Below are 15079 nucleotides of genomic sequence, written 5' to 3'. Positions count from 1 at the left end.
GCCTCAACGAATCGCCGGATGGTTTGCATGAAAAGTGCGGTTATCCGACCGGATATCCCTCGTCGGGATCGGTGACTTGACGTCCGTTGATGGTCAAATCGTAGCCCCTTGGATGGGACGATTTTGAGACCGAAATGAGGTATTTAGCTCCTGCGTGCTCGATTTCCGCGGAGAAGCCTTCCCACGTTGTCGGCAGCGATGGCTTCACATGGATGCGGCCGTTCTTGAGCCGGATTCCAAGGATGCCTTCGACAGCCGCGCGATAGAGCCAACCGGCGGAACCGGTGTACCAGGTCCAGCCACCACGACCGGTCAATGCGCCGTCGCCGTAGACGTCGGCGGCGATGACATAGGGTTCCACGCGGTAGTGCTCGGCGGAGGCTGGGTCCTTGGCGTGGCTGATCGGGTTCAGGAGGTCGAAGCAACGCAGCGCGTCGTCGCCGCGATTGAGCTCGGCCAGCGCCATGACGACCCAGGTGGCCGCGTGGGTATACTGGCCGCCGTTTTCGCGAACGCCGGGCGGGTAGGCCTTGATGTAGCCGGGATCCTTGGCCGAGTTGGCAAAGGGCGGCGTGAACAGGCGGATGATGCGCGCGTCCATGTCGACGAGCTTGGCGAGGACCGAATCCATGGCCTGTGCGGCATGGGCCGGATCGCCCTCCCCTGACAGCACGCTCCAGGACTGCGCGATCGAATCGATCTGGCATTCCAGGCTTTCCTTCGAACCAAGCAGGCTGCCGTCATCGAAGGTGCCGCGGCGGTAGTGGGCGCCGTCCCAGGCAGCGGTTTCAAGCGCTGCCTTGAGTTCGGTCAGGTGCTTGCCCCAGCGTTCGACGCGGGCGGTGTCGCCACGTTCGGCGGCAAAGGCGCTGAAGGAGCGCAGCGCGCCGGCGAGGAACCAGCCGAGCCATACGCTCGTGCCCTTGCCGCCGATGCCGACGCGGTTCATGCCGTCGTTCCAGTCGCCGCCGAGGAAGAGCGGCAGGCCGTTCGCTCCCTTGCGGGCGATGGCAAGATCGAGAGCGATGGCGGCGTGCTCGTATACGCTCACCTTGTCCTCGGATTTTTCCGGGCGGTAGAACGAATCGTGTTGTCCCTGAAGAAGCGCCGGGCCTTCGATGAAGGCGAGCTCGTCGTCGAGAACGCTCTTGTCGCCGGTCACCGTGCAATAGTGATGGATGGCATAGGCCAGCCAGACCACGTCGTCGGAGATTAGCGTGCGAACGCCGGCACCCGTTCCGGGCAACCACCAATGCTGGACGTCACCCTCGCGGAACTGGCGTGAGGCGGCGTTGACGATCTGCTTGCGGGCGATCGACGGCTCGTGCAGCACGAAAGCCAACGTGTCCTGCAGCTGGTCGCGGAAGCCGAAGGCGCCGCTCGCCTGGTAAAAGGCCGTGCGTGCCATGATGCGGCAGCCGAGGCTCTGATAGGGGAGCCAGGTGTTGATCAGGGTGTTCATGCCCTGGTCTGGGGTCGAGATCTGTAGCTTGCCGGTGAAGGCGTGCCAGAAGTCCCGGTTTGCCTGAACCGCGCCGTCGAAGGACGCCTTGCGGATATCGGCGATCAGCGCGCGGGCTTCTTCCTTCGTCGCGGTATCACCGAGATAAAGGATGACATCCCGCTCCTCGCCGGCGGCGAGGTCGATGTCGATTGCGAGAGCCGCTGCCGGATCACCATCCAGATCGATGTTGCTCGAAAGAACGGTAGCCGGATTCAAGGCTGCGGGAGCCTTGATGGTGCCCGTCTTGCCGATGAACTCGCGGCGGCTTGCCGTGTAGCCCGACAGTGTCTCGCTGGCGGCGAAGAAGGCCACGCGCGAGGAGTAGTCGATGCTGTAGTTGTTGCTGGCAAACAGGGCGCCGGTCTCGGCGTCGTGTTCGGAGAGAATAAACGGCGCCGTCTTCTGCGGATTGTTGCCGAGCACCCACTCGACATAGCCGTAGAGCCGCAGCTTGCGCTGGCTGCTGCCGTTGTTGCGCAGGCGCAAGCGCTGCAGCTTTATCGGCCGTTCGCGATCGACCGTCTGCGTCAGCTCCAGAGAAACGTCGTTCTGGACGCTGGAGAAGACCGAGTAGCCGAGGCCATGACGGGCTTCGAACTGGATGTCCTGGCGGTCGGACAGGGCAGCAAACGGCGTCATCACGGTTCCGCTGTCGCGATCCATCACATAGATCGCTTCGCCCGGACGGTTGATAACCGCGTCGTTGGTCCAAGGGGTCAGCTGGTAGTCACGAGAATTGGTGCTCCACGTGAAGCCGGCGCCTTCGGCCGCCACGTGGAAACCGAACTTCTCGTTCGAGATCACGTTGATCCACGGCTGCGGGGTGGCGTGGCCACCCGGGATGCGGACGACATACTCGCGTCCGTCGCCGGAGAAGCCGCCGATACCGTTCCAGAAGTTCAGATCGCCATGCTCTTCGACAACCAGTGCCGGGACCTGTGCCTTGGCGACCGGTGCCGTGCGCTTGGCACGCGACTTCGTGGCGTTGACCTTCTCAAGTTCCTGCTGCTCTTCCTTGGTCGGCGCAAACAGCGCCACGGCACGATTGATCTGATCGATGATCTTGCCGTTCTTTGCATGGAAGGTGACGCGGGATGCCGAGATCAGCGCGTGGTAGGTCGCCTCCTCCATCAGATCCTTGCGGACCGTGAAGATATGCTGGCGCAGGCCGTCGGCCTGGCCGAGACGACGGACGTTCTCGGCCATCTGGTCGACGGCGTGCTGCATGTCCTGTGCATAGGAGGACGCACGCTCGTTCATGATCACGAGATCGGCGGTGACGCCGCGCGAGCGCAGGTATTCCTGTGCCAGCAGGGCTTCCCTTGCGATATCCAGATCCATGTCGTCGTTGATGCGCAGGGTGAAGATCGGGAAATCGCCCGAAATCGCCAGCGGCCATAGCGAGGACTGCGACTGCATGCCTGCCTGAACCGCTGCCGTATCCGCACGCAGATACATGTCGGGGTAGACGAGGTGGCGGCCGAGATGCTGGAAGGCGGATGCCTGCTGCGAGGTGACGCCGACATGGCGCATCTGTACCTGCGTGCGCGTCCAGGCCTGGACGAGCTCGTGGTTGAAGGCATCGGCGTGACGGTAGCGATCGACCGCCTGATCCACCTCGTTGCGCGATGGCGCCGCGATGGTCCAGAAAATGACGCTGACCTTCTTGCCAGCCGGAACGCGGACGGTGCGGCGCAGCGAGAGCACCGGATCGAGCGTGAAACCGTCGGTGCCCGAAAGCGTCGCGCCCTGGTCGAAAGCGGCAGCGTTTGCAAGGCTGCGGCCGCGTCCGAGGAATTTGCGGCGGTCGGTTTCAAACTCGGTGTGGCGCGTCGCACCGGCGTTGTCGACGATTAGATGCGCGACCGCGATATTCGGCTCGTTGCCGTCGCGCTTGTTGCGCTCGACGCGAATGACGTCGCCGCGCTTGCCGATCTCCGTCTTCACGAACATGCGGGCGAAGGCCGGATGCGCGTTGTCGGTGTCGTCGTTGGTCAAGACCGGCTCAAGATAGGAGGTCACTTCGATGAAGCGGTCTTCCGTGCCGGTGTTGAGCAGCGTCAGGCGACGGCCTTCTGCGTCGTGCTCGGTGGCGACGATGACCTCGACTTCGCTGGTGAGTTCGCCGACGGTCTTCGTGAATTCAGCCTTTTCATCGGCGAAGAGAACCTTGACCTGTTCGCCCTCGATGCTCTTCGGTTCCGCCGTCGCCGACCACCATTCGTTGGTAGCGGTGTCGCGCAGGAAGATGAAGGTGCCCCAGCGATCCTCGGTCGGATCGGGCTTCCAACGGGAAACGGACTGGCCGTTCCAGCGCGAGTAGCCGGCGCCGGTGGCGGTCAGCATCATCGAGTAGTGGCCGTTGGACAGGAAGACGAGTTCGCGGTCGCGCGCGGCCGGATCGTAGATCTTGCGGATCTCCGGGCGCAACAGGTCGTCCTGGATGCTGGCCGGGGTGTCGGATTCGTGCTTGCCGCTCATGACGGGAATGTCGCGCGGCGCCTTTTCCTGCAGCATCAGCTCTGCCGCTTCGATGACGGGATCGGAGTGGAAGAGTTCGCGCAGGTGGCCGTTGAAGGCGACGTTGGCGACGGCCGCGATCGACATGCCATGGTGGTGGGCATAGTAGTTGTAGACCACCGCGCAGGTCTTGCCCTCGGGCACGCGGGTCGGCGTGAAGTCCACGGCGTCGTGGAAGCCGTATTTGCCGAGCGCGCCGAGCTTGCGCAGACGTTCGAGGTTCTCGATGGCCGCCGGCGGATTATACTGGCTGGCGAGGATCGAGGCGTAAGGAGCGATGACTGCGTTGTGGCCGAGACCACGCTTGAGGCCCAGCGTCGGTACGCCGAAGTTCGTGTACTGGTAGTTGAGGTTATGGTCGCGGGCGTTGAAGGCCGCTTCCGAGATACCCCACGGAATACCCAGCTTGCGGGCGTAGTTCATCTGCTCGACCACGACCAGATTGTTGGTCTGGTTCAAGATACCGCCGCCACGCTCCTGCATGACCAGAGGCGGCATCAGATATTCGAACATCGAGCCGGACCAGGAGACCAGCGCGCCGCGCGAGCCGACCGGCACGACTTGACGACCCAGGCGATACCAGTGTTCGGTTGGCAGGTCGCCCTTGGCGATGCCGAAGAGGCTGGTGAGGCGGCATTCGGATGCGAGAAGGTCGTAGCAGGCCTGATCGAGCTCGCCGCTCTCGACGCGGTAGCCGATCGACAGAAGGCGGCGTTCCGGACGGAAGAGGAAGCCGAAGTCCATCGAGAAGGCGAGATCGCGGGCCTTGTCGCGCAGTGCGATCAGGCGCGGGCGCAGCGCATCGATATTGGCGAGGTCGAAGGTGCTGTCGGAGATGTGGGCTTCGCAGACCTTGACCAGCGCCTCGGCCCACTGGGTGACCTCGGCGCTGAGTGCCGACTTCACCTCGTGATCGAGGTTGGCGGCGAGTTTCTGGATGTCGCGGGCAAGGACCGAGAGGTTGATGATGCGGATCGACGCGAATTCGTGCTCGCGCTTGACGGCGGCGAGCGCGTTCTGGAAGCCGATGATGCGTTCTTCCAGGCGGCGGCGCAGCGGACGCACGGTCTTGCGATCATCCGGCAGGTCGGCCAGCACTTCGGCCAGGATGCCTGCGGTGTCGCCGACGCCGTCCAGGCTGCCCTGCATATGCGCGGACGGGGCTTCGGCCCAGTTGCGGCAGGCCGACGAGATCGCGATCAGGTGACCGGCGAGGTTGCCGCTGTCGACAGCCGAGACGTAGCGCGGTCCAAGCGTTTCCAGCGTATCGGTGTGGTACCAGTTGAACAGGTGACCGCGGAATTTTTCCATCTTGTCGATGGTGGCGATCGTCTGTTCGAGACGTTCGATGGTTTCCTCGAAGGAGAACCAGCCGAACTGACGGCCCGAGACCACGGACAGGAGGTAGACGCCGATGTTGGTCGGAGACGTGCGGGTCGCGACGATGACGTGCGGCGTTTCCTGGACGTTGTCAGGCGGCAGGTAGTTCTGTTCGGCCGTGGTGAAGGTGTCGAAATAGCGCCAGGTGCGGCGCGCGATCTTGCGCAGATCGTTGGAGACGGATTCAGCCACTTCGAGGCGATCTTCGGTCTCGGCCGACTGGCTGACGTAATAGGCAACGAGCGGCGAGAGAATCCAGAGCGCAACGAAGGGGATGCCGACTAGGTAGGCCTTGTCGCCGGAGACGACGGCGAAGGCGAGGCCGAGCAGTGCAAGCACTGGCGCGTGCCACATGGCCTTGTAATAGGACCAGATCGTGCCCTGCTTGCCGGCCTGAACGCTGGCCGCTGTTTTCCACTGCAGCATCAGCTTGTGGCTGACGAAGAGGCGGTAGAGCGACCGACCGATGGCGTCGGCCATCATGCAGGCGCCGTCTGCGATGAAGACGATGCGGAGCGCCACCTGCGCGTTGGCTGCGCGGATATCGGACCAGACGGTATAGAGGTGGGCACGCGCGACGATATCGCTGGTGCGCGGGATGATGCCGTTGATCAGCGACAGCGTCGGAGCGACGAACAGGCAGAAGATCAGAACGATCTGCCAGATCAGGGCGCCGAGCGGGTCCATGAAGTACCAGCCGAGCACGGAGGCGAAGAACCAGGCGATCGGGGTCAGCGAGCGGCGCAGGTTGTCGAACATCTTCCAGCGGCCGAGCGCGGTGACGCCGTGCTTGGTGCTGAACATGTACGGCAGCAGCTGCCAGTCGCCACGCGCCCAGCGATGCTGGCGCGACGTCTCGACTTCGTAGCGGGTCGGGAAGTCCTCAACGAGTTCAAGGTCGGTCACGAGCGCGCAACGCGCCATCGAGCCCTCGAGCAGGTCGTGGCTGAGAACGGAGTTTTCCTCGATGCGTCCCTTCAGGGCCGCTTCGAAGGCGTCGACGTGATAGAGGCCCTTGCCGGTGAAGGTGCCCTCGCCCGCGAGGTCCTGATAGACGTCGGAGACGGTGAAGACGTAAGGGTCCAGACCGCGGTTGATCGAGAAGACGCGCTGGAAGACGGATGCGTCCTTGCCTGTCGTCAGCGACGGCGTTACGCGGGGCTGCAAGACGCCATAGCCGCTTTCGACGCGGCCGGTTTCCGGGTTGATCACCGGGCGGTTGGTCGGGTGATAAAGCTTGCCTACGAGCTTGGTGACGGCGTCGCGCATCAGGCGCGTATCGGCGTCGAGCGTCATCACGTACTGCACGTTTTCCGGCACGATATTGGCGCCCGGCAGATAGGTCGTGTCACGGTCGCCGCGCAGGAGCAGGTTCAGCTCGTGCAGCTTGCCGCGCTTGCGCTCCCAGCCCATCCATGCGCCTTCCGACGGATTGTAGAGGCGACGGCGGTGCAGGAGATAGAAGCGCGTCTTGCCGTCATAGGCGTAACGCGCCGAGAGGTTGGCAACTTCGCGGCGGGCATAGTCGAGAACTTCGAGATCGGCGGCCGTCTCTTCGACCTGGCTGTCCGGCCAGTCGCTGAGAAGCGCGAAGTAGATCTCGCCGCGCGGGTTGGCGAGATAGTGGACCTCGATGTTGCGGACGAGTTCGTCGACGCTGTCGCGGTTGGAGATCAGGCATGGCACGACCAGAAGCGTGCGCGCGTCTTCCGGAATCCCTTCCTTGAATTCGTAGCCGACGAGGCGTGCCGGCGTGACGAAGAAGGAGAGCACGGTGTTGAATAGACCCGTCGCGCCTTCCGATGCCGGCAGCGAGAACATGATCAGGAGCAGGATGATGGCAATCGGCGCCATGCCGGCGCTCGCCATGAAATGGCCTACGATGACCATCGCGAGAATGGTCAGGAGCAGTACCGGTACCGCGATCGACAGCCAGTTAAAACGGCGCACGGCGCGAACGAAATGCTGCACCAGCGTCGGGCTGTAGGTCGCTCTTGCTTCCAGCTTCGGGCGCTGCGCGCCGGCCAGGAAACTGCCGACATTGGGCTCGTGCGGATCGTCCTCGCCCGATTCCTTCGCCTCGTCCGTCATGTCGAGCGCGAGCTGCGCGATCTCCATTTCGGTCATGGTGGAGCGCTTGGCGAGCTTTTCGATCTGCTTGCGGTACTTGTTGCGCGAGCCGGAATCGAGAAGGCCGTAGTCGGAGTTGTCCCAGAGCAGCTTGTCGACGTGGCTGACCTGCTCGACCCAGACGGACCATTCGGTGTCGTCGATCTCGCGCAGGCTGCGAATGATGTTGCCCATGGTCACGTTGCCGGACGAGAGACGGCTGTGCTCGGCCATCGTCGTCGCTTCGGTATCACGGCCCAGCGCCTCGAGGCGCTCGTCCAGCCAGGTGATGGCGAGGCTCGAGGTCTGCGAGCCATCGCGCATGCGGTAGAGGAACTGCGTCGAGAAGGTATTGTCCTCGGCGAGCGGCTCGAGCGTCTTCAGATACTCGGCTGCCTTCGCGGGATCGGTCAGGCGCACCAACTCGTCGGCGGCCTCGTTGGCGCGGCGGCGCATGCGGCGGCTGCGCTCGACGCGGATCGAGATGCGGCGCAGGTTTTCGACCAGAACGTAACGCACCAGCGAAGGCAGCGCCCAGAGCTCGCCGATCCGCAGTGTTTCATGTTCCTGGAAACCATCGACCAGAGCCGTCAGGCTTTCCTGCGAAATGGTGCTGTGCGTGTGCGCGACATAGAGCCAGGCCAGCGCCAGCGTGCGCGGGATCTTGGTGCCGTTCACATCGATCGTCGGCAGTTCGCGATAGAAGCGCTTGGGGAAGTCGCGGCGGACTTCCTGGATTGCTTCCTCGACGATGTAGTGGTTGTCCAGAAGCCACTCGGCGGCCGGGGTAATCGTCTCGCCGGCCTCCACATCCGCCGCCGTCGTGCGGTAGACGCGCAGGATTTCCTTCTCGTTCTCCTTATGCCGGGCGAAGAAGTCGAAGGGTGCGAAAGCGACCAGCGAGTTGACACCTGAGGTGGCTGCGGATGCACCCATCGCCCTGATGTCTTCGATCGACATATAGGTCGCGCGGATCGAGTCGTTGTGATCGATCTGCTTGGTTTCGGACTCGCGGGACGGGCTCGGAGACGTGGGGGAAATAGACATGGGTTCGGTTCTGGATCCAAACAAAGTTATGATCGGTAGGGTTTGCCTTGTGCACTGCCAAATATGACTGCCGCATGAACAATACCGGTCTTTTGCGGCCACACTGAAAACATTGGCAGGTGCAATCGAACGGCAATGCGAATCGATTTAGATTTGATCTTGCGACCAGCCGGGCAAAGAGGTGGGTGAGATTGAACGACGCCTCCCCGCCAAGCCAATCGGGAAAGTTGGACACTATTGCGACAATTCAAGTCAAGAGGTTTCGGCAAGCGGCGAACGCACGAAAAATCCGGCGCCTTTTGGACGCCGGATTTCGTTGATTATGCTGGATTTAGACGCGACGCATGAGCCGCGCGACAAGCGATACAACAAACAGCACCAGGAATATGAAGAACAGTACCTGGGCAATCGATGCTGACGCGCCTGCGATGCCGCCGAACCCCAGAACGCCGGCGATCAGAGCTACAACAAGAAATACGAGTGCGTAGTAAAGCATTGCCATCTCCATTTAGTCGTTGCTGACCAGATAACGATGGTGTGCCTTTTTGGTTCCGTGCTTGGTGAAAAAGGGTTTGTTTTCGGTGCTCTAACCGATAACGCCGCAGACTACGGCTGCGAGAAAGGTGAACGCGGCCACAACGAGCGCCGCATTGGCTGCCAGATGCAAACGACCACGCGTCGTTGCCGGCTTCTTGGAGCGTGCGGAACGATAGTGGTCCGCGTGAGTATGCGACATACCCAAGTTTGCCATGTATTGCCTCCGCCTGTTTTCAGCTCTTATTGAGAGCTCAGTTTCTTATATAGTCTATCTGAATGGTAGAGATAAAATTCCACCAGATGTCGCTTGCTGAGAAAATCCGTCTTGTCTGGGACGGTCTAACAGATGGTATGCCAGGCCCAGATCAGGGAGCGCTCGACCGCGCTGTCCTTGTACGAGCTCTTCTTCTTCGCAACGATCTTTCGATCCCGCTTTGCCGTCTTGAACAGCGGAGCTGTCCGCTTGGCAGCCTTGGCTGGAGGTGCGAAGTAACCCATGGTCATGCCGCCGAGAAAGAACATCTTTATCTCCATGATCACGAAAGCTAACAGCCGTTAACGCAATCATGACAGAAGCAAGGCAGCTGTCAATAGTCTAGTCGATTGGTCGTGTTTTAACGGACCATTATTCTTAACGGTCCGCTGATTGTTAAAAATTTCAATTACTTGAAAAGATTGGGCTTCAGACTTTCACGAAGCCCTTGCTCGCGACCATCAAACTTTTCGTGTAGTCTTCGTGAACCTCGGCCTTGGCGAGCTGATCGGCCGTCAGGCGCTCGACCACGGTACCACCGCGCATCACGGCGAGGTTTTCGCACATGTGGGTGATGACGCCGAGATCATGGCTGACCATGACGAAGGTCAATTTCCGGTCGCGCCTGACCTGCTCGAGGAGGTTCAGCACCTCGGCCTGCACGGAGGCGTCCAGCGCCGACGTCGGCTCGTCGAGCAAGAGGATCGACGGCTCGACGATCAGGGCGCGGGCGATGGCGACGCGCTGGCGTTGGCCGCCGGAGAGCTGATGCGGATAGCGGAACCGGAAGCCATTGCCGAGGCCGACTTCATCGAGCGCACGGGCGATGCGCGTGTCGCTGTCCGAGATGCCGTGGATCGCCAGCGGCTCGAGCAGCAGCCGGTCGATGGTCTGGCGCGGATGCAGCGAACCGTAGGGGTCCTGGAACACCATCTGGACCTTGCGGTAGAAGGCCTTGCTGCGCTTGGAGCCTGACAGCTGCTCGCCGTGGATCTTGATGGTTCCGTTCTTGACAGGAGCAAGGCCCGCGACAGCGCGCAGGAGAGTGGATTTTCCGGAGCCGGATTCACCGACGAGACCGAAGGACTGGCCCTCGGCGATCTCGACGCTGACATCCTTCAGCGCATGGAAATGGTCGTAGATGACCGTGACATTGTCGACGGAAAGGGCTGCTGTCATGCGGCCCACTCCGGCTTGCGGTCCAGCACCGGCAGAGGATGCCTGTTTTCGCCGATCTGGGGCATGCAGTTCAAAAGTCCTTGCGTATAGGGATGCTGGGCGTTCTTGAGCTCGGAAGCCTTAAGCTCCTCGACGACCTTGCCGGCATACATCACGATGACGCGGTCGCAGAAGGAGGAGACGAGACGCAGGTCGTGGGACACGAAGATCAGGCCCATGCCGCGCTCGGACACCAGGCGGTCCATGATCCTGAGAACGTCGAGCTGCACGGTCACGTCGAGCGCCGAGGTCGGCTCGTCGGCGATCAGCAGTTCGGGGTCTGCGATCAGCATCATGGCGATCATGGCGCGCTGGCCCATGCCGCCGGAAACTTCATGCGGATAGAGATTGAAGACGCGCTGCGGCTCGCGGATCTGCACGGCTTCCAGCATGGCGATCGCGCGATCACGTGCTTCGCCCTTGCCGATCTTCTCGTGCGTTCTCAGCGTCTCACAGATCTGCTTGCCGATGGTCATGACCGGATCCAGCGAATATTTCGGATCTTGCAGCACCATGGCGATGCGCTTGCCGCGCAATTGCCGGCGTTCCTTGGCCGAGGCCGAAAGAAGATCGATGCCGTTGAAGTCGAGCGTACCGGCGCTGACGATGCCGTGCGGTGGCGTCAGGCCCATGATGGCGCGGCCGGTCTGCGACTTGCCGGAGCCGGACTCACCGACGATGCCCAGGCGTTCCTTGCCGAGCGTGAAGGAGACGCCGCGCACGGCCTCTATGACGCCGGTGCGTGTGGGGTAGCTGACCTTGAGGTTCTTGACGGTAAGCAGCGTACTCATTGGCCGCTCTCCTTCGGGTCCAGCGCGTCGCGGAGACCGTCGCCAAGCAGGTTGAAGCCGAGGCTGACAACCAGGATCGCGATCCCCGGCATGGCGGCAACCCACCATTGGTCGAGAATGAAGCGGCGGCCCGAGGCGATCATCGCGCCCCATTCAGGCAGCGGCGGCTGAGCGCCAAGGCCGAGGAAGCCGAGGCCGGCGGCCGTCAGGATGATGCCGGCCATGTCGAGCGTGACGCGCACGATCAGCGAGGAGATGCAGAGCGGCATGACATGGCGCACGACGATGCGCAGCGGCGACGCGCCCATGAGGCGGACGGCCGAGATGTAGTCGGAGCGCCGCACCGTCAGGGTCTCTGCGCGCGCGATACGGGCGTATGGCGGCCAGGAGGTGATGGCGATGGCGATGATGGCGTTCTGGATGCCCGGGCCGAGTGCTGCCACGAAGGCGAGCGCCAGGACGAGCTTCGGGAAGGCGAGGAAGATATCGGTGATGCGCATCAGGATGGCATCGACCCAGCCGCCGGCATAGCCGGAAACGGTGCCGACCAAGAGGCCGATCGGCGCCGAGATGATGGCGACGAGAACGACGACCATCAGCGTCAGGCGGGAGCCGTAGATCAGGCGCGAATAGATATCGCGGCCCTGGTCGTCGGTGCCGAGAAGATAGCCCTCGGCGCCCGGCGGCAGAAGGCGGGCGTTGCGGAGATCGCCGACGACGGGCGAGTGCGTTGCCAGCACATCGGCAAATGCCGCCATCAGGAGCAGCGCGATGATGATGAAGAGACCAACGACCGCCAGGCGATTGGCGGTAAACTGCCGCCAGGTGACATAGGCGCGGCCGAGACGGGCTTGCGTGCGCGATTGTGGGCGGTCGGAGAGCAGCCACTCGCGGCGGGTCATCGGTCTGACATTGGTTGCGGCGTTGTTTGCTTGCATGCTCATCGGGTTCGGGTCCTGGGATCGAGGGTCCGATAAAGAAGATCAGACAAGAGGTTGATACCGATGAAGACGGTGCCGATGACGATCGTGCCGCCAAGCACGGCGTTCATATCGGCATTCTGCAGCGAATTGGTGATGTAGAGGCCGATGCCGGGCCAGGAGAAGACCGTTTCGGTCAGCACCGATCCTTCGAGCAGTCCGGCATAGGATAGTGCGATGACGGTGACGAGCGGCACCGCGGCATTGCGCAACGCGTGGCCCCAGATGACCCGGGTTTCCGACAGGCCCTTGGCGCGCGCGGCAACCACATATTCCTGGCTGAGTTCGTTCAGCATGAAGCTGCGGGTCATGCGGCTGATATAGGCGAGCGAGAAATAGCCGAGCAGCGAGGCGGGCAGGATGATGTGACGGAAGACGTCGTAGAAGACGTCCCACTGCCCCTGCATGGCGCTGTCGAGCAGATAGAAGCCGGTGACCGGTGTGAAGCTGTATTCGAAGACGATGTCGATGCGGCCGGGGAAGGCGACCCAGCGCAGCTTGGCGTAGAAGATCACCAGCGAGATCAGCGACAGCCAGAAGATCGGCACGGAATAGCCGATCAGGCCGATGACGCGCACGATCTGGTCGGCAAAGCTGCCGCGCTTGACGGCGGCGAGAACGCCGAGCGGGACGCCGATCACCGAGCCGATGATGGTGCCGAGCGTGGCGAGTTCGATCGTTGCCGGGAAGACGCGCTTGATATCGACCATGACGGGATTGGTCGTCAGCACCGAGGTGCCGAAATCGCCGGCCAGGATCCCTTTGAGGTAGATATAGAACTGCTGGTAAAGCGGCAGGTCGAAGCCCATTTCGCGCCGTACGCGTTCAACCACGTGGGCGGGCGCGCGGTCGCCGAGAATGGCGAGCACCGGATCGATGGGCACGACGCGGCCGATGAAGAAGGTCACGGCCAGAAGGCCGAGATAGGTGGTGACGGCGGCGACCAGAAAACGGCCCACAGCCTTCGCAAAAGGAAGAGCACGGCCGGGTTTCGGCCGTGCTTCCGTCTTTGTTTCGACGATGCTCAATCTATCAATCCTGCCGGATCATTCCTTGCCGATCATGCCGACATAGTTGGTGTCGAAGCTCGGGCCGAGCTTGAAGTTCGATACGCCCTTGCGGTAGCCCGCGACTTCGGTCTGCTGGAAGATGAAGACGAACGGGCTGTTGGCCAGATACTTCTTCTGGATATCCTGATACATCGCCGCGCGCTTGTCGTTGTCGCGCTCGAGCAGGGCAGCCTTGGCTTCCTTGTCCAGTTCAGGCGCTTCAAACGTGTTGCGCCAGGCGAGCGTCTTCACTGTGCCGGCGTCGGAGTTATCCGGGTTGCTGGTGAAGGTATCGGCGTTGGAGTTCGGGTCGAAGTAGTCGGAACCCCACTGGCCGATATAGATGTCGTGCGTGCGGGCGCGGAACTTGGTCAGCGTCTGCTTGCCGTCACCCGGGATGATTTCCATCTTGATGCCGGCCTGGGCGACCGACTGCTGGATGGATTCGGCGATACCGGTTACCGGCTGCGTGTTGCGCACGTCGATGGTGACCGAGAAGCCGTCCTTCAGGCCTGCCTTGGCGAGCAGTTCCTTGGCCTTGGCGACGTCGAACTTGTAGGGGTTCTCGTCGAGTGCGCCGAGCTGGCCTTTCGGCAGGAAGGTCTGGTGGATTTCGCCGATACCCTTGATCAGGGTGGCGCCGATCGCGTCGTAGTCGACCAGGTACTTGAAGGCTTCCTGCACTTCCGGCTTCTTCAGGTTCTCGTTCTTGGAGTTGAGGCTGATGAAGTAGACGGTGCCCTTCGGCGCGCTTTCGCTGGCGAGGTCTGCGTTCTTGGCGACGGCGTCGAGGTCGCCGGGCTCCAGGTTGCGGGCGATGTCGATATCACCGGCCTCGAGCGCCAGGCGCTGCGCCGAGCTTTCCTTCATGAAGCGATAGATGACGCGGGCGAGCTTGGCCTTTTCGCCGTAGTAGTTGTCGTTGCGCTCAAGCACGACCACTTCGTTGGCGCGCCATTCGCGCAGCTTGAAGGCGCCGGAGCCGGCATAGCCGGTCTTCAGCCACTCATTGCCAAAATCGTTGTCGTACTTGTAGTCGGCCGACGGGGTGACCGGTTTGACGTGGTCGAGAACCAGCTTCTTGTCGACGACGGAAGCAACCGTTGCCGTGAGGCAATTCAGGACGAAGCTCGGCGCGTAAGGCTTGTCGACGGTGAAGGTGAAGGTGCTTTCGTCGGTCGCCTTGGCCTTCTCGGTGACGTTGTCGCCAGTGATGCCGAACTGGGTGATGATGAAGGCGGGGCTCTTGTCGAGCTTGACGGCGCGCTCGAAGGACCATGCAACGTCTTCGGCGGTGATCGGGTTGCCGGAGGCGAACTTCATGCCGGACTTCAGCTTGAATGTATAGGTCAGGCCGTCATCCGAAACAGTCCAGCTGTCGGCGAGGTCGCCCTTGACCTTGGACGTGTCTGCCATGTCGAGGCGCACGAGCAGGCTGTAGGTGTTGCTGGTCATCTCGGCGGTCGAGAGCTCGAAGGCTTCGCCCGGATCCATGGTGATGATGTCGTCGATCGCGAAGCCCTCGACGAGGGTATCCTTCGGGGTCTCGGCGAAGGCGGCGGGCGCGGCCATCATCAGGATGGAAAGGGCGGCGCCGGCGGAAAGCGCACGGAAGCTGCGGTTCAATCTGGTCATCATCATAATTTTCGTCCCCTGTTCATTCTTGAATTCAATCAAAGCACGTCAGCAGT

9 protein-coding genes are annotated in these 15079 nt (G+C 62.1%); all 9 read right to left on the bottom strand.

All coding sequences use genetic code 11. From position 1 onward, the window contains the following. Positions 1–40 precede the first annotated feature (40 nt). Entirely contained in the window at positions 41–8560 is an 8520-nt protein-coding gene (locus ACVTFQ_RS17430; RefSeq protein WP_112436387.1) for a glycoside hydrolase family 94 protein, read from the bottom strand. Between the two features lie 331 nt (positions 8561–8891). Next, on the bottom strand, positions 8892–9056 hold the full coding sequence (locus ACVTFQ_RS17425) for a DUF1328 domain-containing protein (protein WP_018901089.1): 165 nt from the start codon (positions 9054–9056) through the stop codon (positions 8892–8894). Positions 9057–9146: 90 nt separating this feature from the next. Continuing rightward, positions 9147–9311, bottom strand: a complete 165-nt coding sequence (locus ACVTFQ_RS17420) for a hypothetical protein (protein WP_181459267.1) — start codon at positions 9309–9311, stop codon at positions 9147–9149. Between the two features lie 125 nt (positions 9312–9436). Then, positions 9437–9619 (bottom strand): hypothetical protein, encoded by a 183-nt coding sequence (locus ACVTFQ_RS17415; RefSeq protein WP_111562711.1) that lies wholly within the window; start codon positions 9617–9619, stop codon positions 9437–9439. Between the two features lie 160 nt (positions 9620–9779). Beyond that, the gene (locus tag ACVTFQ_RS17410) at positions 9780–10529 is read right to left on the bottom strand and encodes an ABC transporter ATP-binding protein (RefSeq protein WP_018901087.1); all 750 of its coding nucleotides are present in this window, start codon (positions 10527–10529) and stop codon (positions 9780–9782) included. Then, positions 10526–11359, bottom strand: coding sequence for an ABC transporter ATP-binding protein (locus tag ACVTFQ_RS17405; RefSeq protein ID WP_112436388.1), 834 nt, complete (start codon positions 11357–11359; stop codon positions 10526–10528). Before ACVTFQ_RS17405 ends, ACVTFQ_RS17410 begins: the two co-directional genes overlap by 4 nt. Further along, entirely contained in the window at positions 11356–12303 is a 948-nt protein-coding gene (locus ACVTFQ_RS17400; RefSeq protein WP_181459266.1) for an ABC transporter permease, read from the bottom strand. Before ACVTFQ_RS17400 ends, ACVTFQ_RS17405 begins: the two co-directional genes overlap by 4 nt. Continuing rightward, complete coding sequence (locus ACVTFQ_RS17395) at positions 12300–13367, bottom strand: ABC transporter permease (protein ID WP_018901084.1); 1068 nt, start codon at positions 13365–13367, stop codon at positions 12300–12302. Before ACVTFQ_RS17395 ends, ACVTFQ_RS17400 begins: the two co-directional genes overlap by 4 nt. Before the next feature lie 18 nt (positions 13368–13385). Further along, the gene (locus tag ACVTFQ_RS17390; protein ID WP_111562776.1) at positions 13386–15029 is read right to left on the bottom strand and encodes an ABC transporter substrate-binding protein; all 1644 of its coding nucleotides are present in this window, start codon (positions 15027–15029) and stop codon (positions 13386–13388) included. Between the last annotated feature and the right edge of the window lie 50 nt (positions 15030–15079).

The organism is Rhizobium sp. O111 (genome assembly GCF_055616315.1).
Note: the sequence above shows the minus strand (reverse complement) of the source record. Positions and strands in the feature narration are given on the sequence as shown.

Excerpts from the sequence above, each read along its gene's own strand:
- ACVTFQ_RS17430 (WP_112436387.1), bottom strand. The coding sequence starts at position 8,560 with ATGTCTATTTCCCCCACGTCTCCGAGCCCGTCCCGCGAGTCCGAAACC.
- ACVTFQ_RS17425 (WP_018901089.1), bottom strand. The coding sequence starts at position 9,056 with ATGCTTTACTACGCACTCGTATTTCTTGTTGTAGCTCTGATCGCCGGC.
- ACVTFQ_RS17420 (WP_181459267.1), bottom strand. The coding sequence starts at position 9,311 with ATGGCAAACTTGGGTATGTCGCATACTCACGCGGACCACTATCGTTCC.
- ACVTFQ_RS17415 (WP_111562711.1), bottom strand. The coding sequence starts at position 9,619 with ATGTTCTTTCTCGGCGGCATGACCATGGGTTACTTCGCACCTCCAGCC.
- ACVTFQ_RS17410 (WP_018901087.1), bottom strand. The coding sequence starts at position 10,529 with ATGACAGCAGCCCTTTCCGTCGACAATGTCACGGTCATCTACGACCAT.
- ACVTFQ_RS17405 (WP_112436388.1), bottom strand. The coding sequence starts at position 11,359 with ATGAGTACGCTGCTTACCGTCAAGAACCTCAAGGTCAGCTACCCCACA.
- ACVTFQ_RS17400 (WP_181459266.1), bottom strand. The coding sequence starts at position 12,303 with ATGAGCATGCAAGCAAACAACGCCGCAACCAATGTCAGACCGATGACC.
- ACVTFQ_RS17390 (WP_111562776.1), bottom strand. The coding sequence starts at position 15,029 with ATGATGATGACCAGATTGAACCGCAGCTTCCGTGCGCTTTCCGCCGGC.